Genomic DNA, 22,801 nt, shown 5'->3' with positions numbered 1-22,801 from the left:
TGACGCTAAAATTAGAAGCGGTAGTGCGAGAAAGCCTTGTTGGCTTCAGCCATACGGTGCACGTCTTCACGCTTCTTAACTGCAGCACCTTTACCTTCAGCAGCGTCCAACAGTTCGCCAGCCAAACGCAGAGCCATAGACTTCTCGCCGCGCTTACGGGCGAAGTCTACCAACCAGCGCATTGCCAGCGCGTTACGACGGGACGGACGAACTTCGACCGGAACCTGGTAAGTAGCACCGCCTACACGGCGCGACTTTACTTCGACCAGCGGAGCGATGGCGTCGAGAGCTTTCTCGAAGATTTCCAGGGGGTCGCTGTTCTTGCGTTCTTTAACCTTTTCCAGCGCGCCATAAACGATACGCTCGGCAACGGCTTTTTTACCGCTTTCCATTACGTGGTTCATGAACTTGGCCAGGATTTGGCTTCCGTATTTTGGATCGTCAAGCACTTCGCGCTTGGCTGCTACGCGTCTTCTTGGCATGGATAAGCCCTCAAACGGTCTTCAGGTTCGCTCGGAATCGGTGCCCTTTCGGGACGCCTCCGACCTTACTCTTATCGACTCAGAAAAATAGAAATCGGTTTTTTTGCTGCAAGCGGCTATTACTTCGGACGCTTGGTACCGTACTTCGAACGACCTTGGTTACGACCTTTAACGCCGGAAGTATCCAAAGAGCCGCGAACGGTGTGGTAACGAACACCTGGCAAGTCTTTTACACGACCGCCGCGGATCAGTACCACGCTGTGCTCTTGCAGGTTGTGGCCTTCACCACCGATGTACGAGGAAACCTCGAAACCGTTGGTCAGACGCACACGGCATACTTTACGCAGTGCCGAGTTAGGTTTTTTCGGCGTAGTGGTATACACACGGGTGCATACGCCACGACGTTGCGGGCAGTTCTGCAGCGCAGGCACGTCGGATTTCTCGACGATACGCTTACGCGGCTGACGTACCAGCTGGTTGATAGTTGCCATCTACTAGCTCCACTGTTGTCTTGCGACGCTATTGTCTTGCAAGAAAAGCAAAATGGCAGGAACGAATTCCCGCCAAATTTAGGGGTACAAGAGTCTAAAGAGGATCTTGTCCCCAGTCAAGGCAAGGCCCCGACCTCCCCACTCATCCAACCTCGACAAAATGCCTCGATTCGATGAACGGAGCGACCAGGGCCCGCACTCATTTACCGCAGAACTCAGTTACCGCTCGAGTTCAGCGCTTCGGTCAGTGCAGCTTCCACTTCACTGGCGCTTACACGCAACGGCTTGTCAGCATCACGGCGGCGCTTGCGCTCGCTGTGATAAGCCAGACCGGTACCGGCCGGGATCAGACGACCCACGACTACGTTTTCTTTCAGGCCGCGCAGGTAATCGCGCTTGCCGGTTACCGCCGCTTCGGTCAGTACGCGAGTGGTTTCCTGGAAGGAAGCCGCCGAGATGAACGATTCGGTGGACAACGACGCCTTGGTGATACCCAGCAGAACGCGAGTGAACTTGGAGACAAATTTATCTTCAGTGCTCAGACGCTCGTTCTCGACCAGCACGTGAGTCAGCTCCATCTGGTCGCCCTTGATGAAACTGGAATCGCCGGATTCAGCGATTTCAACTTTACGCAGCATCTGACGCAGGATGGTCTCGATGTGCTTGTCGTTGATCTTCACGCCTTGCAGACGGTAAACGTCCTGGATCTCGTTCACGATGTACTTGGCCAGCGCACTCACACCCAACAGACGCAGGATGTCGTGTGGATCGCTCGGACCGTCGGAGATAACTTCGCCGCGGTTTACCTGTTCGCCTTCGAAGACGTTCAGGTGGCGCCACTTCGGAATCAGCTCTTCATACGGATCGCTACCGTCGTTCGGGGTGATAACCAGACGGCGCTTGCCCTTGGTCTCTTTACCGAACGCGATGGTGCCGCTGACTTCAGCCAGAATCGAGGCTTCTTTCGGACGACGGGCTTCGAACAAGTCGGCAACACGCGGCAGACCACCGGTGATGTCGCGGGTCTTCGAAGTCTCTTGCGGAATACGAGCGATAACATCACCGATCGCGATTTTCGCACCGTCCGCTACACCGACCAGGGCGTTCGCAGGCAGGAAGTACTGAGCAATTACGTCGGTACCCGGCAGCAAGAGATCCTTGCCGTTGTCATCAACCATCTTCACAGCAGGACGGATATCTTTACCGGCAGCTGGACGGTCTTTGGCGTCAAGTACTTCAATGTTGGTCATACCGGTCAATTCGTCAGTCTGACGCTTGATCGTGATGCCTTCTTCCATGCCCACGTAGGTCACGGTACCTTTCATTTCGGTAACGATTGGGTGAGTGTGCGGATCCCACTTGGCCACGATTGCGCCAGCGTCGACCTTGTCACCTTCTTTAACCGAAATCACAGCACCGTACGGCAGCTTGTAGCGCTCGCGCTCACGACCGAAGTCATCAGCGATCGCCAGCTCACCGGAACGGGACACAGCAACCAGGCAACCATCCACCCGCTCAACGTGCTTCAGGTTATGCAGACGGACGGTACCGCCATTCTTCACCTGAACGCTGTCGGCTGCGGAGGTCCGGCTTGCCGCACCACCGATGTGGAACGTACGCATGGTCAGCTGGGTACCCGGCTCACCGATGGACTGGGCAGCGATAACGCCGACCGCTTCACCGATGTTCACCTGGTGACCACGAGCCAAGTCACGGCCGTAGCACTTGGCACAAATGCCGTAGCGGGTTTCGCAGCTGATCGGCGAACGCACGATCACTTCATCGATGCTGTTCAGCTCGATGAACTCGACCCACTTCTCGTCTACCAGCGTGCCGGCAGGAACGATAACTTCCTCGGTACCTGGCTTGAATACGTCACGGGCAATGACACGACCCAATACGCGCTCACCCAACGGCTCAACAACGTCACCGCCTTCAATGTGCGGAGTCATTACCAGGCCATGTTCGGTGCCGCAATCGATCTCGGTCACAACCAGATCCTGCGCCACGTCCACCAGACGACGAGTCAGGTAACCGGAGTTCGCAGTTTTCAACGCGGTATCCGCCAAACCTTTACGAGCACCGTGAGTGGAGATGAAGTACTGAAGTACGCTCAAACCTTCACGGAAGTTCGCTGTAATCGGCGTTTCAATGATGGAGCCGTCCGGCTTGGCCATCAGGCCACGCATACCGGCGAGCTGACGGATCTGCGCAGCAGAACCCCGTGCGCCCGAGTCGGCCATCATGTACATCGAGTTGAAGGATTCCTGGTCGACTTCGACGCCATGACGGTCGATGACCTTCTCTTTCGAGAGGTTGGCCATCATCGCCTTGGAAACTTCGTCGTTCGCCTTGGACCAAAGGTCGATCACTTTGTTGTACTTCTCGCCCTGGGTTACCAGGCCGGAGGCGTACTGACTTTCGATCTCTTTCACTTCATCGGTGGCTGCACCGATGATGCGGGCTTTTTCATCCGGGATAACGAAGTCGTTAACACCGATGGAAACGCCGGAGATGGTCGAGTAGGCAAAACCGGTGTACATCAACTGGTCAGCGAAGATCACGGTCTCTTTCAAACCAACCACGCGGTAGCACTGGTTGATCAGCTTGGAGATCGCCTTCTTCTTCATCGGCTGGTTGACGACGTCGTACGACAGGCCAGGTGGAACAACCTGGAACAACAGCGCACGGCCAACAGTAGTGTCGACGATACGGGTGTTCTTGACGCTGCCACCGTCACGATCGTTTACGGTTTCGTTGATCCGCACTTTGACCTTGGCGTGCAGTGCGGCTTCGCCGGCACGGAACACACGGTCAACTTCCTGCAGATCCGCGAACACACGACCTTCGCCCTTGGCGTTGATCGCTTCACGAGTCATGTAGTACAGACCCAATACAACGTCCTGCGACGGAACGATGATTGGCTCACCGTTGGCTGGCGACAGAATGTTGTTGGTCGACATCATCAACGCACGCGCTTCCAACTGGGCTTCCAGTGTCAGCGGTACGTGCACGGCCATTTGGTCGCCGTCGAAGTCGGCGTTGTACGCAGCACAGACCAGAGGGTGCAGCTGGATAGCCTTACCTTCGATCAGTACCGGTTCAAACGCCTGGATACCCAGACGGTGAAGGGTCGGTGCACGGTTGAGGAGAACCGGGTGTTCGCGAATCACTTCAGCGAGAACGTCCCAAACCTCTGGCAGCTCGCGCTCGACCATTTTCTTGGCGGCTTTGATGGTGGTAGCAAGACCACGCATTTCCAGCTTGCCGAAAATGAACGGCTTGAACAGCTCGAGAGCCATTTTCTTCGGCAGACCGCACTGGTGCAGACGCAGGGTCGGACCTACGGTAATTACCGAACGACCGGAGTAGTCAACACGCTTACCGAGCAAGTTCTGACGGAAACGACCTTGCTTACCCTTGATCATGTCAGCCAGGGATTTCAGAGGACGCTTGTTGGAACCGGTGATAGCGCGGCCACGACGACCGTTGTCGAGCAGTGCATCGACGGCTTCCTGCAACATACGCTTTTCGTTGCGCACGATGATGTCCGGAGCGGACAGATCGAGCAAACGCTTCAAGCGGTTGTTACGGTTGATCACTCGACGATACAGATCGTTGAGGTCGGAAGTCGCGAAGCGACCACCATCCAGCGGGACCAGTGGACGCAGATCTGGCGGCAGAACCGGCAGAACAGTCAGCACCATCCATTCTGGAAGGTTGCCGGAACCCTGGAAGGCTTCCATCAACTTCAGACGCTTGGACAGCTTCTTGATTTTGGTTTCGGAATTGGTTTGCGGAATTTCTTCACGCAGACGGCCAATCTCGTGCTCCAGGTCGATAGCGTGCAGCAGTTCGCGGACAGCTTCGGCACCCATGCGGGCATCGAAATCGTCGCCGAACTCTTCCAGCGCTTCGAAGTACTGCTCATCGTTCAGCAGCTGACCTTTTTCAAGGGTGGTCATGCCTGGGTCGATAACGACGTAGCTCTCGAAGTAGAGAACGCGTTCGATATCACGCAGGGTCATGTCCATCAGCAAGCCGATACGCGACGGCAGCGATTTCAGGAACCAGATGTGGGCAACCGGCGAGGCCAGCTCGATGTGCGCCATGCGCTCACGGCGAACTTTTGCCAGTGCAACTTCAACGCCGCACTTCTCGCAGATAACACCACGGTGCTTCAAGCGCTTGTACTTACCGCACAGGCACTCGTAATCCTTTACCGGGCCAAAGATCTTGGCGCAGAACAGGCCGTCACGCTCAGGTTTGAACGTACGGTAGTTGATGGTTTCCGGCTTTTTAACTTCACCGAACGACCACGAACGGATCATCTCAGGCGATGCCAATCCAATACGGATGGCGTCGAACTCTTCGACTTGACCCTGGTTTTTCAGCAAATTCAGTAGGTCTTTCAAGGCCTTTCCTCCTGGCGGAGCAGAGAGCGGGCAATCCTGCCCCGCTCTCGATTCGCGTCACGTGTTATTCGGTTTCCAGATCGATATCGATGCCGAGGGAACGAATTTCCTTGATCAACACGTTGAAGGACTCGGGCATGCCCGGCTCCATACGGTGATCGCCGTCCACGATGTTTTTGTACATCTTGGTCCGGCCGTTCACATCGTCCGACTTCACTGTGAGCATTTCTTGCAGAGTGTAAGCAGCACCGTATGCTTCCAGTGCCCAGACCTCCATCTCCCCGAAACGCTGACCACCGAACTGCGCCTTACCACCCAGCGGCTGCTGGGTAACCAGGCTGTACGAACCGGTAGAACGAGCGTGCATCTTGTCGTCTACCAAGTGGTTCAGCTTCAGCATGTACATGTAGCCAACAGTAACCGGGCGCTCGAACTTGTTGCCGGTACGGCCGTCGGTCAGCTGCATCTGGCCGCTTTCTGGCAGGTCTGCCAGTTTCAGCATGGCCTTGATTTCGCTTTCCTTGGCGCCGTCGAACACTGGAGTGGCCATAGGAACGCCGCCACGCAGGTTCTTCGCCAGATCCAGAATTTCCTGGTCGGAGAAGCTGTCCAGATCTTCGTTACGACCGCCGATCTGGTTGTAGATCTCGTCCAGGAAGGTGCGAAGTTCAGCGACTTTACGTTGCTCTTCGACCATCCGGTTGATCTTCTCGCCCAGACCTTTGGCCGCGAGGCCCAGGTGGGTTTCAAGGATCTGACCAACGTTCATACGCGAAGGTACGCCCAACGGGTTGAGGACGACGTCGACCGGGGTGCCATTGGCATCGTGCGGCATGTCTTCAACCGGCATGATCACGGAGACCACACCTTTGTTACCGTGACGACCGGCCATCTTGTCGCCCGGCTGGATGCGGCGACGGATTGCCAGGTAAACCTTGACGATTTTCAGCACGCCTGGAGCCAGGTCATCGCCCTGCTGCAGTTTGCGCTTCTTGTCTTCGAACTTGTCGTCCAGCAGACGGCGGCGATCAACGATGTAGGCCTGAGCCTTCTCGAGCTGCTCGTTAAGAGCATCTTCAGCCATGCGCAGTTTGAACCACTGGCCGTGCTCAAGACCGTCGAGAACTTCGTCGGTGATTTCCTGACCTTTCTTCAGACCGGCGCCGCCTTCGGCTTTGTGGCCGACCAGAGCGGAACGCAGACGTTCGAAAGTTGCGCCTTCAACGATACGGAACTCTTCGTTCAGGTCCTTGCGGATCTCGTCGAGTTGAGTCTTCTCGATCGACAGAGCACGAGCATCACGCTCAACGCCATCACGAGTGAAGACCTGTACGTCGATGACAGTACCCTTGGTGCCGGTAGGCACACGCAGGGAAGTGTCTTTAACGTCGCTGGCTTTTTCACCGAAAATCGCACGCAGCAGCTTTTCTTCCGGAGTCAGCTGGGTCTCGCCTTTCGGAGTGACCTTACCTACCAGAATGTCGCCTGCGCCAACTTCAGCACCTACGTAAACGATACCGGCTTCGTCCAGCTTGTTCAGTGCAGCTTCACCCACGTTCGGGATGTCTGCAGTGATTTCCTCTGGCCCAAGCTTGGTGTCACGCGCCACACAGGTCAGTTCCTGAATGTGGATCGTGGTGAAACGGTCTTCCTGAACCACACGCTCGGACAGGCAGATGGAGTCTTCGAAGTTGAAGCCGTTCCATGCCATGAACGCGATGCGCATGTTCTGACCCAGAGCCAGCTCACCCATATCGGTGGACGGACCGTCAGCCATGATGTCGCTGCGCTGAACCCGATCACCCTTGCTCACCAGCGGACGCTGGTTGATGCAGGTGTTCTGGTTGGAGCGGGTGTACTTGGTCAGGTTGTAGATGTCGACACCAGCTTCGCCGGTTTCAACTTCGTCATCAGCAACACGAACCACGATACGGCTGGCGTCGACGGAATCGATGACGCCACCACGACGAGCCACGACGCAAACGCCGGAGTCGCGAGCCACGTTACGCTCCATGCCGGTACCTACCAGCGGCTTGTCAGCGCGCAGGGTTGGTACAGCTTGACGCTGCATGTTCGAACCCATCAACGCACGGTTGGCGTCGTCGTGCTCGAGGAACGGGATCAGCGACGCAGCAACCGAAACTACCTGCTTCGGCGATACGTCCATCAAGGTGACGTCTTCCGGCGCCTTGACGGTGAATTCGTTCAAGTGACGAACAGCTACCAGCTCGTCGATCAGGACTTTCTTGTCGTTCATCGTGGCCGAAGCCTGAGCGATCACGTGATCGGCTTCTTCGATGGCGGACAGGAACACGATCTCGTCGGTGACCAGAGCATCTTTCACCACGCGGTACGGGCTCTCGAGGAAGCCGTACTGGTTGGTGCGCGCATAGGCCGCCAAGGAGTTGATCAGACCGATGTTCGGACCTTCCGGCGTTTCAATCGGGCATACACGACCATAGTGAGTCGGGTGTACGTCACGGACTTCGAAGCCTGCACGTTCGCGAGTCAAACCACCAGGGCCGAGTGCGGAAACACGACGCTTGTGGGTGATCTCGGACAGCGGGTTGTTCTGGTCCATGAACTGCGACAGCTGACTGGAACCGAAGAACTCTTTCACCGCCGCAGCCACTGGCTTGGCGTTGATCAGGTCTTGCGGCATCAGGCCTTCGCTTTCAGCCATCGACAGACGCTCTTTGACCGCACGCTCAACACGTACCAGGCCAACGCGGAACTGGTTCTCGGCCATTTCGCCTACGCAGCGAACACGACGGTTACCCAGGTGGTCGATGTCATCGACGATGCCTTTGCCGTTACGGATGTCGACCAGAGTCTTCAGAACCGCGACGATGTCTTCTTTGCACAACACGCCCGAACCTTCGATCTCGGTACGACCGATACGACGGTTGAACTTCATCCGGCCGACCGCAGACAGGTCATAGCGCTCAGGGCTGAAGAACAGGTTGTTGAACAACGTCTCGGCCGCGTCTTTGGTTGGCGGCTCGCCTGGACGCATCATGCGATAGATCTCGACCAGTGCTTCCAATTGGTTGCTGGTGGAGTCGATCTTCAGGGTGTCGGAGACGAACGGACCGCAGTCGATATCGTTGGTGTACAGAGTTTCGATGCGAACAACGCCGGCCTTGGCAATTTTTGCCAGGATTTCGGTGTTCAGCTCGGTGTTGCACTCTGCCAGGATTTCGCCGGTAGCCGGATGCACGATGACCTTGGCGGTAGTGCGACCCAGGACGTAGTCCAGAGGCACTTGCAGCTCTTTGATCCCGGCTTTTTCCAGCTGGTTGATGTGGCGAGCGGTAATACGACGACCCTGCTCGACAATAACCTTGCCTTTGTCATCCTGAATATCGAGGACAGCAATTTCACCACGCAGGCGCTGAGGCACCAGTTCCAGGCTGAGGTTTTCACCTTGCACGTGGAAGACGTTGGTGGTGTAGAACGCATCCAGCACTTCTTCGGTGGTATAGCCCAGCGCGCGCAGCAATACCGATGCAGGCAGCTTGCGACGACGGTCGATACGCACGAATACGCAGTCTTTCGGGTCGAACTCGAAGTCCAACCACGAACCGCGGTAAGGAATGATGCGCGCGGAGTACAGCAGTTTGCCGGAGCTGTGCGTCTTGCCACGGTCGTGGTCGAAGAACACGCCCGGGGAACGGTGCAGCTGGGAAACGATTACACGCTCGGTACCGTTGATTACGAAGGTACCGTTCTCAGTCATCAGGGGGATTTCACCCATGTAGACTTCTTGCTCTTTGATATCCTTGATCGCTTTGTTCGACGATTCTTTGTCGAAAATGATCAGGCGCACTTTTACCCGCAAAGGTACGGCGTAAGTTACACCGCGCAATACGCATTCTTTGACATCAAATGCCGGTTCGCCCAGGCGATAACCGACGTACTCCAGCGCAGCATTGCCGGAGTAGCTGATGATCGGGAAAACGGATTTGAAGGCCGCATGCAGGCCCACGTCGCGGAACTGATCTTTAGTCGCTCCCGCTTGCAAGAATTCACGATACGAATCCAGCTGGATGGCCAGGAGGTACGGCACATCCATGACGTCCGGCAACTTGCTAAAGTCCTTGCGGATACGTTTTTTCTCAGTATATGAGTAAGCCATCAGCGTTCCCCAGCTTGGTCACCTGCTTGTTTGGCCCCTCCCGACGGGAGCAGCCAGAAAATCGTGCAAACCCCATGGTTTGCGCCACCGCATCGGGTGGTTACAGCTCGTTACCAGCACCGACCCAGTCGGCTGCCAATAACGGAAAAAGGCCGGTGGCAAGAGCCACCAGCCATCAGCCTTTTGCTTAACGCTCGGGCTGGAAACGCAAAGTCGATGCTTACTTCAGCTCGACTTTAGCGCCTGCTTCTTCCAGAGCTGCTTTGGCTTTGTCAGCTGCGTCTTTGGCAACAGCTTCCAGAACCATGGCAGGAGCGCCGTCAACTACAGCCTTGGCTTCTTTCAGGCCCAGACCGGTCAGTTCACGTACAGCCTTGATCACGTTAACTTTCTTCTCGCCAGCTTCGGTCAGCATGACGTTGAATTCGGTTTGCTCTTCAGCAACGGCAGCAGCAACAGCTGGGCCAGCGGAAGCAGCAGCAGCGGTAACGCCGAATTTTTCTTCGAAAGCTTTGATCAGCTCAACAACCTGGATAACCGACATTTCAGCTACGGCGTTGAGGATATCGTCTTGAGAGATAGACATGACTCTAATTCCTGATTTGGGGACGGCCTACGCGACCATCGAAATAAACAAAAAAGCGCGAAAGGAAGTGCTCAGCCTCAGGCTGCAACAGCTTCTTTTTGGTCGCGAATAGCCGCCAGAGTACGAGCCAATTTGCTGGTAGCGCCTTGAATCACGCTCATCAGCTGAGAAATTGCTTCGTCACGGGTCGGCAGAGTTGCCAGTACGTCGATCTGATTAGCTGCGAGGAACTTGCCCTCGAACGCAGCTGCCTTGATCTCGAACTTATCCTGACCTTTGGCGAATTCTTTGAACAAACGGGCAGCAGCGCCTGGATGTTGGTTAGAGAACGCGATCAAGGTCGGGCCGGTGAACACGTCGTTGAGGACACTGTATTCAGTGTCAGCAACTGCGCGCTTGAGCAGGGTGTTACGTACGACACGTACGTAAACGCCAGCTTCACGAGCCTCTTTACGGAGTCCGGTCATTGCGCCTACTGTCACACCGCGGGCATCAGCCACAACAGCAGACAGAGCGACTTTGGCAGCCTCGTTGACTTCAGCGACGATGGCCTTCTTGTCTTCGAGTTTAATTGCCACGGGTTTAACTCCTGCTTGTTACCGTTTCATCCAACCGAGGCCGGATGTCGTTTTGGTGTCTGATTCGGTAAGGAACCGGGAGCACCATCTGCGTAGGCTTGAGGTTTAAGACTTGCGTCGCCTACGGTCTTGGATAGCCCCCGCCAGGCAGGGACCCCAATCTTTCAATTGGCGCAATCACTTGCGCCAACCGGTGTCTTACGCGTCGAGCGAGCCTTGGTCGATGACCAGACCTGGACCCATGGTGGTGCTCAGGGTAACGCGCTTGACGTAAATACCTTTCGAGGAAGCTGGCTTGATACGCTTCAGATCAGCGATCAGGGCTTCAACGTTTTCCTTCAGCTTGACGGCATCAAAGCCGACTTTGCCAACGGAAGTGTGGATGATGCCGTTTTTGTCGGTGCGATAACGAACCTGACCAGCCTTGGCGTTTTTAACCGCGGTAGCTACGTCTGGAGTCACAGTGCCGACTTTAGGGTTAGGCATCAGACCACGTGGACCGAGGATCTGACCCAACTGACCTACAACGCGCATTGCATCCGGGGATGCGATCACTACGTCATAGTTCAGGTCGCCGCCTTTCATTTCGGCAGCCAGGTCGTCCATGCCTACACGGTCAGCGCCGGCAGCCAGAGCGGCCTCAGCAGCAGGACCTTGGGTGAACACGGCAACGCGAACGGTCTTGCCAGTGCCGTGCGGCAGCACGGTAGCACTACGAACGACCTGGTCGGATTTACGCGGGTCAACACCCAGATTCACAGCAACGTCGAACGACTCGCTGAACTTGACAGTCGACAGCTCGGACAGCAGAGCAGCAGCGTCTACAAAATTGTAGGCCTTGCCTGCTTCGATTTTGCCGGCGATAGCCTTTTGACGCTTGGTCAGCTTAGCCATTACACACCCTCCACGTTAAGGCCCATGCTACGAGCAGAACCGGCGATAGTACGCACGGCTGCCTCCATATCAGCTGCAGTCAGATCCGCGTTTTTGGTTTTCGCGATTTCTTCCAGCTGAGCACGAGTTACGGTGCCAACCTTAACGGTGTTCGGACGAGCGGAACCGCTAGTCAGACCAGCAGCCTTCTTCAGCAGAACCGAAGCAGGGGTGGATTTGGTTTCGAAAGTGAAGCTACGGTCGCTGTAGACAGTGATGATCACTGGAGTCGGCAGACCTGGCTCAAGACCCTGAGTACGGGCGTTGAAAGCCTTGCAGAACTCCATGATGTTCACGCCGTGCTGACCCAGAGCAGGACCAACAGGTGGGCTTGGGTTAGCCTGAGCGGCTTTCACTTGCAGCTTGATGTAAGCGGTAATCTTCTTGGCCATGAGGCACTCCAATTACGGGTTCAAACGCCTCGAAAGGCTCCCCGGTTACTTGCGCGTTTATCCCAGTGACGACAAAACCCCACAGCCTAGGGCTGCGGGGTTGGGATGCTTGCTCAGCTAGACCTTTTCGACCTGACTGAACTCTAACTCTACCGGAGTAGAGCGACCGAAAATGAGCACCGCCACTTGGATCCGGCTCTTTTCGTAGTTAACTTCTTCAACCGTGCCGGTAAAATCAGCAAACGGCCCATCGTTGACACGCACCGACTCGCCCGGCTCGAACAATGTCTTCGGCTTCGGCTTGTCGCTACCATCAGCAACGCGACGCAGAATCGCTTCTGCTTCTTTATCTGTGATTGGCGCAGGCTTGTCGGCAGTACCACCGATGAAACCCATCACCCGAGGAGTATCCTTGACCAAGTGCCAAGTACCCTCATTCATGTCCATCTGAACCAGCACATAACCAGGGAAGAATTTACGCTCGCTTTTGCGTTTCTGGCCATTACGCATTTCAACCACTTCTTCAGTGGGAACCAGAATTTCGCCGAAGCCATCTTCCATGCCAGCCAGCTTTACGCGCTCGATCAACGAACGCATGACATGCTTCTCGTAACCCGAGTAAGCATGCACAACGTACCAACGCTTAGCCACGGGACACCCTTAGCCGACAATCAAGGAAACAAGCCAGCCGAGCAGGGAATCAAGCCCCCACAACAGCAACGCCATAACCAGAACAACAGCCACAACAATCAACGTGGTCTGCGTGGTTTCTTGGCGAGTTGGCCATACGACTTTACGAATCTCGGTGCGAGCTTCCTTAACCAGTACAAAGAAAGACTTGCCCTTGACTGTTTGCAGGCCTACAAAGGCAGCTACAGCAGCAATGACAAGCAAAGCGAGTACACGGTACAGGATCGGCGAAGCAGAGTAATACTGATTGCCAACAACGCCAACAACCACCAAAGCGACTACTACAAGCCACTTGAGCAGATCGAAGCGAGAGCCTTGAGCTTCAGCTTTAGGAGTCATCTATGAAGATCCTGTGAAAAGAAAGCCAGACACACCAAGTGAATCTGGCAGGTCAGGAGGGAATCGAACCCCCAACCTACGGTTTTGGAGACCGTCGCTCTGCCAATTGAGCTACTGACCTAAAACAAAATCAGGCCGACCATTATGCCGGCCCGAAAAAGACATTACAACTATTTACTCGATGACTTTGGCTACGACGCCAGCGCCGACGGTACGACCGCCTTCACGGATAGCGAAACGCAGACCATCTTCCATCGCGATGGTTTTGATCAGAGTGACAGTCATCTGGATGTTGTCACCTGGCATTACCATTTCAACGCCTTCTGGCAATTCGCAGTTACCGGTCACGTCAGTCGTACGGAAGTAGAACTGTGGACGGTAGCCTTTGAAGAACGGAGTATGACGACCGCCTTCTTCCTTGCTCAGAACGTAAACTTCTGCGGTGAACTTGGTGTGCGGCTTGACGGTGCCTGGCTTGACCAGAACCTGGCCACGCTCAACGTCGTCACGCTTGGTGCCGCGCAGCAGTACGCCGCAGTTCTCGCCAGCACGACCTTCGTCGAGCAGCTTGCGGAACATTTCAACGCCGGTGCAGGTAGTTTTCTGAGTATCGCGCAGACCAACGATCTCAACTTCTTCCTGGATGCGGACGATGCCACGCTCAACACGACCAGTCACAACAGTACCGCGACCCGAGATCGAGAATACGTCTTCGATTGGCATCAGGAACGGCTTGTCGATAGCACGCTCTGGTTCTGGGATGTAGCTGTCCAGAGTCTCAACCAACTTCTTGACGGCAGTGGTGCCCATCTCGTTGTCGTCTTGACCGTTCAGAGCCATCAGCGCCGAACCGATGATGATCGGAGTGTCGTCGCCCGGGAAGTCGTAAGTGCTCAGCAGATCGCGCACTTCCATCTCAACCAGTTCCAGCAGCTCAGCGTCGTCTACCATGTCAGCCTTGTTCAGGAAGACAACGATGTACGGAACGCCTACCTGACGGGACAGCAGGATGTGCTCACGGGTTTGCGGCATCGGACCATCAGCGGCCGAGCAAACCAGGATAGCGCCGTCCATCTGAGCAGCACCGGTGATCATGTTTTTTACGTAGTCGGCGTGACCTGGGCAGTCAACGTGTGCGTAGTGACGCACGGCCGAATCGTATTCAACGTGAGCGGTGTTGATGGTGATACCACGAGCTTTTTCTTCTGGGGCGCTGTCGATCTTGTCGAAGTCAACCTTGGCCGAACCGAAAACTTCGGAGCAGACACGAGTCAGAGCAGCGGTCAGAGTGGTTTTACCGTGGTCGACGTGACCAATGGTACCAACGTTGACGTGCGGCTTATTACGTTCGAACTTTTCCTTAGCCATCGAAATCACCCCTAGCAGAAGAATTAAGCAAGTAACATCAGCCATTAAAACAAAGGCAGATATTTTCATATCTGCCTTGTTATATGGAGCTCTTGAGCGGATTTGAACCGCTGACCTCACCCTTACCAAGGGTGTGCTCTACCAACTGAGCTACAAGAGCGAAACACATTGCACAACCTGCAAACTTGGAGCGGGTAGCGGGAATCGAACCCGCATCATCAGCTTGGAAGGCTGAGGTTCTACCACTAAACTATACCCGCGGAGCTTGCAGCTCACGCTAAAATCTGGTGGAGGGGGAAGGATTCGAACCTTCGAAGTCGTAGACGTCAGATTTACAGTCTGATCCCTTTGGCCGCTCGGGAACCCCTCCTAAGCGAGCCGGCATTCTATATCATGCCAGCCTTCTGTCAAGCATTTTCTCATTAAAAACCTGAGGTTAGCTGCGTTGACCTCGCCTTGCACCGTCAACCTTCAGAAGGTCTTCACTGCGAAGCGGGCGCCATTCTATGCAAACTATCCGGCAGGCGCAACCCCCTCACACGGCATTATTTTATGTTTTAACTCATTGAATTCTTTAGAAAGGTTTTGCAGCTGCGAGTCATCCAGCAAACGCCGGCTTTCCGGCACCACACGCACCCAGTAACCAGCATATTCAGGGAGATCCTTTGGCAAGGGCTGAAACTTGATGTCCATGCCACTCAATCGACGCTCGATGGCCTGAGCGACTTCCTGCCGAACAGAACCTCCCAGATAGAGACAACCACTGTCCACCTGCGCGGATTTTCCTTTGTCTCGATTCTTATCAGTCGCTTCGCTCAACAAGCGAATGTCCTGCTGTGAACCGCGGTACAAACTCAAGGGGGTTACATCTTTCGCTCGAAGCGGGGCCTCCTGTTGGTGCCAGACGTAATAAAACACATTGAGAACAAGCAGTAACAGGAACAACCAACGCATAAAGACCTCAGGACAAGGGACATGCCATAGCCAAACCTACGAATACCAGATCAGGGACGACCCTGGCCTTGGGCACAATCTCAGACACCAGTTCAGCGTCCCCCCCCGTGAGGAATACAGCAAAATCTTCTCCCCAATAGCTGCGCGCCAACTCCAGCTGAGTCAGAACAAAACCTCTCAGCATCAACGAGCAACCTCGTTCGACCGCCTCGACGGTTGTACGTCCTGGCGCGAAACTCTCCAGAGCACGCTCGGCAGCAAGATCTCCATAGCGAATTCTACGGGTATGGGTACGCAGCTGGTTGCGCATCAATGGCATCCCAGGACAGATGAATCCTCCGAGATGCTCACCATCCCTGGCAATAAAATCAGCAGTAACAGCGGTACCAAAGTCCAGCACCAGACAAGCCCCCGAAGCCAGATGAAATCCTCCGAGCATTGCAAGCCAGCGATCGAGCCCTAGCCGCTCGAATTCCTCGTAGCCATTTCGAACTCCAGACATTTCGCGAGCCGGTACCGCGCACACCACGGAAACGCCGAAAGCCTCTGCAAGCATAGAAATTAATGCATTGGTTTCTTCTGCGGTTCTGACGCTGACCAACCTGCAATGTTTGAGATCGAGCCCTGCAAGCCCTTTCAAACTTTCCAGCAACGCAAAATCCGAGTCAACGACACCCTCACCAACCACCCGCCGAATATCCGCGCCGAGCACACGCCACTTGATGAAACTGTTTCCACAATCGAGCTCAAGAATCATCACGCAACCTCAGGCTGAGCTCACCACCACTAAAGACTTTTTCCACACCATCCACCTTCAAGCGCAAGGCACCCTGACTATCGATACCCAGCACCTCTCCATCTATCTGACTAACACCGGCTATCAACGACACCGCCCGCCCCTGCCATAGATGATTTTGCTCCCACTCTGCCTGGATAGCTGAAAATCCGTTGGCCTGGTGGCGACTCAAGTAGGTCTGAAGCATCGAACCCAACTCCGCAACCAGGTGATTACGATCAATCACCTTACCCGACTCGAGCCGCATGGAGGTCCACTGCTGATCAACCTCGTCGGTCATCTGCATGTTTACATTGATTCCAACACCGATCACTACGTGACACACATCAGCAGGATCCCCCACTAGCTCAAGCAATATTCCAGCAATCTTTTTCCGACCCACCAGAACATCATTAGGCCACTTCAATCCCACCGCTGAAACGCCAAGCACTCGCAAGGCTTGCATTACGGCGAGTCCCACAACAAGACTCAGGCCTTCGAGCTGCCGCATCCCACCCTCAATGCGCAACACCAGACTGTAATAGATGTTTTCCGCGAACGGGCTTACCCACTTGCGCCCGCGCCGCCCGCGCCCAGCTGTCTGTCGCTCAGCGAGCACCAGAAACGGCGCAGCCTGACCACGCCCGATGGCGCGCAAGGCTTCAGCGTTGGTAGAGTCAATTGAGTCGAAGACTAAAATGGGCCACTCGCAGGAAGGCGCCCTCGCGCTTATCTCAACAGGATCAAGCAGCGTCAATGGCGCAGCCAGTTGATAGCCGCGACCGCGCACTTTGTGGATAGATAAACCGAGCTCAGCCTCCAAATGTTGAAGCTGCTTCCATACGGCACTACGACTGACGCCCAAGGCAACGCCCAGGGCCTGGCCCGAATGGAATCGGCCATCCTTAAGAAGCTTTAACAACGTCAGCATGCAAGCCTCGCCTCACAATGAGGCCCGCATGATAGCCATGCCCCGAGCCGTTGCATAGAAACCCCGCAGGTGAACTTTCCTGCGGGCAAAACAAAACCCCTACCTGCATACGCAGATAGGGGTTTCGGAATTTAATCTTGACGATGACCTACTCTCACATGGGGAAACCCCACACTACCATCGGCGATGCATCGTTTCACTGCTGAGTTCGGGATGGGATCAGGTGGTTCCAATGCTCTATGGTCGTCAAGAAATTCGGGTACCGAACCGTCTTTCGACGCTTCAGCAAATTGGGTATGCGATAGTTTGTGTGTTTGTGCGAACTTTCGGTTCATTGCGTCTTCACACACCGCAATCTGGTGCTCTCTCGAGTCAGCAAATTGCTTGGGTGTTATATGGTCAAGCCTCACGGGCAATTAGTATTGGTTAGCTCAACGCCTCACAGCGCTTACACACCCAACCTATCAACGTCGTAGTCTTCGACGGCCCTTCAGGGGACTCAAGGTCCCAGTGAGATCTCATCTTGAGGCTAGTTTCCCGCTTAGATGCTTTCAGCGGTTATCTATTCCGAACATAGCTACCCGGCAATGCCACTGGCGTGACAACCGGAACACCAGAGGTTCGTCCACTCCGGTCCTCTCGTACTAGGAGCAGCCCCTCTCAAATCTCAAACGTCCACGGCAGATAGGGACCGAACTGTCTCACGACGTTCTAAACCCAGCTCGCGTACCACTTTAAATGGCGAACAGCCATACCCTTGGGACCGGCTTCAGCCCCAGGATGTGATGAGCCGACATCGAGGTGCCAAACACCGCCGTCGATATGAACTCTTGGGCGGTATCAGCCTGTTATCCCCGGAGTACCTTTTATCCGTTGAGCGATGGCCCTTCCATACAGAACCACCGGATCACTAAGACCTACTTTCGTACCTGCTCGACGTGTCTGTCTCGCAGTCAAGCGCGCTTTTGCCTTTATACTCTACGACCGATTTCCGACCGGTCTGAGCGCACCTTCGTACTCCTCCGTTACTCTTTAGGAGGAGACCGCCCCAGTCAAACTACCCACCATACACTGTCCTCGATCCGGATAACGGACCTGAGTTAGAACCTCAAAGTTGCCAGGGTGGTATTTCAAGGATGGCTCCACGCGAACTGGCGTCCACGCTTCAAAGCCTCCCACCTATCCTACACAAGCAAATTCAAAGTCCAGTGCAAAGCTATAGTAAAGGTTCACGGGGTCTTTCCGTCTAGCCGCGGATACACTGCATCTTCACAGCGATTTCAATTTCACTGAGTCTCGGGTGGAGACAGCGCCGCCATCGTTACGCCATTCGTGCAGGTCGGAACTTACCCGACAAGGAATTTCGCTACCTTAGGACCGTTATAGTTACGGCCGCCGTTTACCGGGGCTTCGATCAAGAGCTTCGCGTTAGCTAACCCCATCAATTAACCTTCCGGCACCGGGCAGGCGTCACACCCTATACGTCCACTTTCGTGTTTGCAGAGTGCTGTGTTTTTAATAAACAGTCGCAGCGGCCTGGTATCTTCGACCGGCGTGGGCTTACGGAGCAAGTCCTTCACCCTCACCGGCGCACCTTCTCCCGAAGTTACGGTGCCATTTTGCCTAGTTCCTTCACCCGAGTTCTCTCAAGCGCCTTGGTATTCTCTACCCAACCACCTGTGTCGGTTTGGGGTACGGTTCCTGGTTACCTGAAGCTTAGAAGCTTTTCTTGGAAGCATGGCATCAACCACTTCGTGTTCTAAAAGAACACTCGTCATCAGCTCTCGGCCTTGGAATCCCGGATTTACCTAAGATTCCAGCCTACCACCTTAAACTTGGACAACCAACGCCAAGCTGGCCTAGCCTTCTCCGTCCCTCCATCGCAATAACCAGAAGTACAGGAATATTAACCTGTTTTCCATCGACTACGCTTTTCAGCCTCGCCTTAGGGACCGACTAACCCTGCGTCGATTAACGTTGCGCAGGAAACCTTGGTCTTTCGGCGTGGGTGTTTTTCACACCCATTGTCGTTACTCATGTCAGCATTCGCACTTCTGATACCTCCAGCAAGCTTCTCAACTCACCTTCACAGGCTTACAGAACGCTCCTCTACCGCATCACCTAAGTGATACCCGTAGCTTCGGTGTATGGTTTGAGCCCCGTTACATCTTCCGCGCAGGCCGACTCGACTAGTGAGCTATTACGCTTTCTTTAAAGGGTGGCTGCTTCTAAGCCAACCTCCTAGCTGTCTAAGCCTTCCCACATCGTTTCCCACTTAACCATAACTTTGGGACCTTAGCTGACGGTCTGGGTTGTTTCCCTTTTCACGACGGACGTTAGCACCCGCCGTGTGTCTCCCATGCTCGGCACTTGTAGGTATTCGGAGTTTGCATCGGTTTGGTAAGTCGGGATGACCCCCTAGCCGAAACAGTGCTCTACCCCCTACAGTGATACATGAGGCGCTACCTAAATAGCTTTCGAGGAGAACCAGCTATCTCCGAGCTTGATTAGCCTTTCACTCCGATCCACAGGTCATCCGCTAACTTTTCAACGGTAGTCGGTTCGGTCCTCCAGTCAGTGTTACCTAACCTTCAACCTGCCCATGGATAGATCGCCCGGTTTCGGGTCTATTCCCAGCGACTAGACGCCCTATTAAGACTCGCTTTCGCTACGCCTCCCCTATTCGGTTAAGCTCGCCACTGAAAATAAGTCGCTGACCCATTATACAAAAGGTACGCAGTCACCCAACAAAGTGGGCTCCCACTGCTTGTACGCATACGGTTTCAGGATCTATTTCACTCCCCTCTCCGGGGTTCTTTTCGCCTTTCCCTCACGGTACTAGTTCACTATCGGTCAGTCAGTAGTATTTAGCCTTGGAGGATGGTCCCCCCATATTCAGACAAAGTTTCTCGTGCTCCGTCCTACTCGATTTCATGACCAAGAGATTTTCGCGTACAGGGCTATCACCCACTATGGCCGCACTTTCCAGAGCGTTCCGCTAATCTCAAAGCCACTTAAGGGCTAGTCCCCGTTCGCTCGCCACTACTAAGGGAATCTCGGTTGATTTCTTTTCCTCAGGGTACTTAGATGTTTCAGTTCCCCTGGTTCGCTTCTTAAGCCTATGTATTCAGCTTAAGATACCTAACTTATGTTAGGTGGGTTCCCCCATTCAGACATCTCCGGATCAAAGTCTGTTTGCCGACTCCCCGAAGCTTTTCGCAGGCTACCACGTCTTTCATCGCCTCTGACTGCCAAGGCATCCACCGTATGCGCTTCTTCACTTGACCATATAACCCCAAGCAATCTGGTTATACTGTGAAGACGACATTCGCCGAAAATTCGCGATTAAACTCACAAATTTTACCTTAGCCTGATCCGTTACCAGTGAAAGTAACGTTCAGTCTATCTTTCTATCACATACCCAAATTTTTAAAGAACGATCTAGCCAAAGACTAGAAATCAACATTCACCATCATCACGATGGAATGCTCATTTCTAAGCTTTCAACAAACAGAAGCAGTAGTGGTGGAGCCAAACGGGATCGAACCGTTGACCTCCTGCGTGCAAGGCAGGCGCTCTCCCAGCTGAGCTATGGCCCCATATTTCTACAGGCGTTTCCCACACAAAATTGGTGGGTCTGGGCAGATTCGAACTGCCGACCTCACCCTTATCAGGGGTGCGCTCTAACCAACTGAGCTACAGACCCAATTTCGAGCTACTAAGGCCGACCTCACCCTGCTCTTTACCACACAGCATGGGGTGCGCTCTAACCAACACAGCTACAACCTGATACAGGCTGCTTCTTATCGTCTTCTTCAATGAATCAAGCAATTCGTGTGGGAACTTATGGAGCAGCTGATGTCGTCGATTAAGGAGGTGATCCAGCCGCAGGTTCCCCTACGGCTACCTTGTTACGACTTCACCCCAGTCATGAATCACACCGTGGTAACCGTCCTCCCGAAGGTTAGACTAGCTACTTCTGGTGCAACCCACTCCCATGGTGTGACGGGCGGTGTGTACAAGGCCCGGGAACGTATTCACCGCGACATTCTGATTCGCGATTACTAGCGATTCCGACTTCACGCAGTCGAGTTGCAGACTGCGATCCGGACTACGATCGGTTTTATGGGATTAGCTCCACCTCGCGGCTTGGCAACCCTCTGTACCGACCATTGTAGCACGTGTGTAGCCCAGGCCGTAAGGGCCATGATGACTTGACGTCATCCCCACCTTCCTCCGGTTTGTCACCGGCAGTCTCCTTAGAGTGCCCACCATTACGTGCTGGTAACTAAGGACAAGGGTTGCGCTCGTTACGGGACTTAACCCAACATCTCACGACACGAGCTGACGACAGCCATGCAGCACCTGTCTCAATGTTCCCGAAGGCACCAATCCATCTCTGGAAAGTTCATTGGATGTCAAGGCCTGGTAAGGTTCTTCGCGTTGCTTCGAATTAAACCACATGCTCCACCGCTTGTGCGGGCCCCCGTCAATTCATTTGAGTTTTAACCTTGCGGCCGTACTCCCCAGGCGGTCAACTTAATGCGTTAGCTGCGCCACTAAGAGCTCAAGGCTCCCAACGGCTAGTTGACATCGTTTACGGCGTGGACTACCAGGGTATCTAATCCTGTTTGCTCCCCACGCTTTCGCACCTCAGTGTCAGTATCAGTCCAGGTGGTCGCCTTCGCCACTGGTGTTCCTTCCTATATCTACGCATTTCACCGCTACACAGGAAATTCCACCACCCTCTACCATACTCTAGCTCGACAGTTTTGAATGCAGTTCCCAGGTTGAGCCCGGGGATTTCACATCCAACTTAACGAACCACCTACGCGCGCTTTACGCCCAGTAATTCCGATTAACGCTTGCACCCTCTGTATTACCGCGGCTGCTGGCACAGAGTTAGCCGGTGCTTATTCTGTCGGTAACGTCAAAACAATTACGTATTAGGTAACTGCCCTTCCTCCCAACTTAAAGTGCTTTACAATCCGAAGACCTTCTTCACACACGCGGCATGGCTGGATCAGGCTTTCGCCCATTGTCCAATATTCCCCACTGCTGCCTCCCGTAGGAGTCTGGACCGTGTCTCAGTTCCAGTGTGACTGATCATCCTCTCAGACCAGTTACGGATCGTCGCCTTGGTGAGCCATTACCTCACCAACTAGCTAATCCGACCTAGGCTCATCTGATAGCGCAAGGCCCGAAGGTCCCCTGCTTTCTCCCGTAGGACGTATGCGGTATTAGCGTCCGTTTCCGAGCGTTATCCCCCACTACCAGGCAGATTCCTAGGCATTACTCACCCGTCCGCCGCTCGCCACCAGGTACAAGTACCCGTGCTGCCGCTCGACTTGCATGTGTTAGGCCTGCCGCCAGCGTTCAATCTGAGCCATGATCAAACTCTTCAGTTCAAACATCTTTGGGTTTTTAAGAAACCCTAAACTTGGCTCAGCAATCGTTGGTTACATCTTTGATTTCTCGCGGAGTAACTTGTGATGCTGATAATCTTGTTGACTATCAGTCTGACTCCACAAGCACCCACACGAATTGCTTGATTCAGTTGTTAAAGAGCGGTTGGTTAAGATCTTTCGTCTCAACCGAGGCGCGCATTCTACAGCAGCCTCTGTTGCTGTCAAGCGGTTATTTTCAGAAGTTTTCAAAGTTTCCTTTGCAACTTCAACCACTTGCGCCTCCGATCTCTCGTTAGCGGGAGGCGAATTCTACAGCGTTAG

At 54.3% G+C, this 22,801-nt stretch carries 14 protein-coding genes, 6 tRNA genes and 3 rRNA genes; all 23 read right to left on the bottom strand.

The window, feature by feature from the left end:
* Positions 1-11: 11 nt before the first annotated feature.
* On the bottom strand, positions 12-482 hold the full coding sequence (gene rpsG / locus LOY38_RS03295; RefSeq protein ID WP_002555493.1) for a 30S ribosomal protein S7: 471 nt from the start codon (positions 480-482) through the stop codon (positions 12-14).
* 119 nt (positions 483-601) lie between these two features.
* Complete coding sequence (rpsL, locus tag LOY38_RS03290; RefSeq protein WP_003186084.1) at positions 602-973, bottom strand: 30S ribosomal protein S12; 372 nt, start codon at positions 971-973, stop codon at positions 602-604.
* Positions 974-1,188: 215 nt separating this feature from the next.
* Positions 1,189-5,388 carry a DNA-directed RNA polymerase subunit beta' gene (rpoC, locus tag LOY38_RS03285; protein ID WP_105349125.1) on the bottom strand — a complete coding sequence of 1,400 codons (4,200 nt, stop codon included), beginning with the start codon at positions 5,386-5,388 and terminating at the stop codon, positions 1,189-1,191.
* 64 nt (positions 5,389-5,452) lie between these two features.
* Positions 5,453-9,526: a DNA-directed RNA polymerase subunit beta gene (rpoB, locus tag LOY38_RS03280; protein ID WP_018925655.1), complete on the bottom strand. Its 4,074-nt coding sequence runs from the start codon at positions 9,524-9,526 to the stop codon at positions 5,453-5,455.
* A 220-nt stretch (positions 9,527-9,746) separates the two neighbouring features.
* Positions 9,747-10,112: a 50S ribosomal protein L7/L12 gene (gene rplL, locus LOY38_RS03275; protein WP_258698829.1), complete on the bottom strand. Its 366-nt coding sequence runs from the start codon at positions 10,110-10,112 to the stop codon at positions 9,747-9,749.
* A gap of 77 nt (positions 10,113-10,189) precedes the next feature.
* Positions 10,190-10,690 carry a 50S ribosomal protein L10 gene (gene rplJ / locus LOY38_RS03270; RefSeq protein ID WP_095147408.1) on the bottom strand — a complete coding sequence of 167 codons (501 nt, stop codon included), beginning with the start codon at positions 10,688-10,690 and terminating at the stop codon, positions 10,190-10,192.
* A gap of 198 nt (positions 10,691-10,888) precedes the next feature.
* Positions 10,889-11,584, bottom strand: a complete 696-nt coding sequence (gene rplA / locus LOY38_RS03265) for a 50S ribosomal protein L1 (protein ID WP_007933725.1) — start codon at positions 11,582-11,584, stop codon at positions 10,889-10,891.
* Positions 11,584-12,015, bottom strand: a complete 432-nt coding sequence (gene rplK / locus LOY38_RS03260; protein WP_007933726.1) for a 50S ribosomal protein L11 — start codon at positions 12,013-12,015, stop codon at positions 11,584-11,586. Before rplK ends, rplA begins: the two co-directional genes overlap by 1 nt.
* A 117-nt stretch (positions 12,016-12,132) precedes the next feature.
* The gene (nusG, locus tag LOY38_RS03255) at positions 12,133-12,666 is read right to left on the bottom strand and encodes a transcription termination/antitermination protein NusG (protein ID WP_007933727.1); all 534 of its coding nucleotides are present in this window, start codon (positions 12,664-12,666) and stop codon (positions 12,133-12,135) included.
* A 9-nt stretch (positions 12,667-12,675) separates the two neighbouring features.
* Positions 12,676-13,044: a preprotein translocase subunit SecE gene (gene secE / locus LOY38_RS03250; protein WP_007896620.1), complete on the bottom strand. Its 369-nt coding sequence runs from the start codon at positions 13,042-13,044 to the stop codon at positions 12,676-12,678.
* A 45-nt stretch (positions 13,045-13,089) separates the two neighbouring features.
* A tRNA-Trp gene (locus LOY38_RS03245) sits at positions 13,090-13,165 on the bottom strand.
* Positions 13,166-13,218: 53 nt separating this feature from the next.
* On the bottom strand, positions 13,219-14,412 hold the full coding sequence (gene tuf / locus LOY38_RS03240; protein WP_003186103.1) for an elongation factor Tu: 1,194 nt from the start codon (positions 14,410-14,412) through the stop codon (positions 13,219-13,221).
* Between the two features lie 84 nt (positions 14,413-14,496).
* Positions 14,497-14,572: transfer RNA gene (locus LOY38_RS03235), tRNA-Thr, on the bottom strand.
* Between the two features lie 26 nt (positions 14,573-14,598).
* Positions 14,599-14,672: transfer RNA gene (locus LOY38_RS03230), tRNA-Gly, on the bottom strand.
* 25 nt (positions 14,673-14,697) lie between these two features.
* Positions 14,698-14,782, bottom strand: a tRNA-Tyr gene (locus LOY38_RS03225).
* Positions 14,783-14,925: 143 nt separating this feature from the next.
* The gene (locus LOY38_RS03220; protein WP_258698828.1) at positions 14,926-15,366 is read right to left on the bottom strand and encodes a hypothetical protein; all 441 of its coding nucleotides are present in this window, start codon (positions 15,364-15,366) and stop codon (positions 14,926-14,928) included.
* A gap of 7 nt (positions 15,367-15,373) precedes the next feature.
* Positions 15,374-16,123, bottom strand: coding sequence for a pantothenate kinase (locus LOY38_RS03215; protein WP_258698827.1), 750 nt, complete (start codon positions 16,121-16,123; stop codon positions 15,374-15,376).
* Positions 16,113-17,072, bottom strand: a complete 960-nt coding sequence (gene birA / locus LOY38_RS03210) for a bifunctional biotin--[acetyl-CoA-carboxylase] ligase/biotin operon repressor BirA (protein WP_258698826.1) — start codon at positions 17,070-17,072, stop codon at positions 16,113-16,115. The genes LOY38_RS03215 and birA overlap by 11 nt, the downstream gene beginning before the upstream one ends.
* A gap of 135 nt (positions 17,073-17,207) precedes the next feature.
* Positions 17,208-17,323 (bottom strand): 5S ribosomal RNA (rrf, locus tag LOY38_RS03205).
* A 144-nt stretch (positions 17,324-17,467) separates the two neighbouring features.
* Positions 17,468-20,359 (bottom strand): 23S ribosomal RNA (locus LOY38_RS03200).
* Between the two features lie 236 nt (positions 20,360-20,595).
* Positions 20,596-20,671, bottom strand: a tRNA-Ala gene (locus LOY38_RS03195).
* A gap of 30 nt (positions 20,672-20,701) precedes the next feature.
* Positions 20,702-20,778 (bottom strand) — tRNA-Ile (locus LOY38_RS03190).
* 163 nt (positions 20,779-20,941) lie between these two features.
* Positions 20,942-22,480: ribosomal RNA gene (locus LOY38_RS03185) — 16S ribosomal RNA — on the bottom strand.
* Together the 16S, 23S and 5S rRNA genes with 2 tRNA genes alongside form the textbook arrangement of a ribosomal RNA operon.
* Between the last annotated feature and the right edge of the window lie 321 nt (positions 22,481-22,801).

Source organism: Pseudomonas sp. B21-015 (assembly GCF_024749285.1).
Lineage (GTDB): Bacteria > Pseudomonadota > Gammaproteobacteria > Pseudomonadales > Pseudomonadaceae > Aquipseudomonas.
The sequence above is the reverse complement of the archived record's forward strand: the minus strand, read 5'-3'. Positions and strand labels throughout refer to the sequence as shown.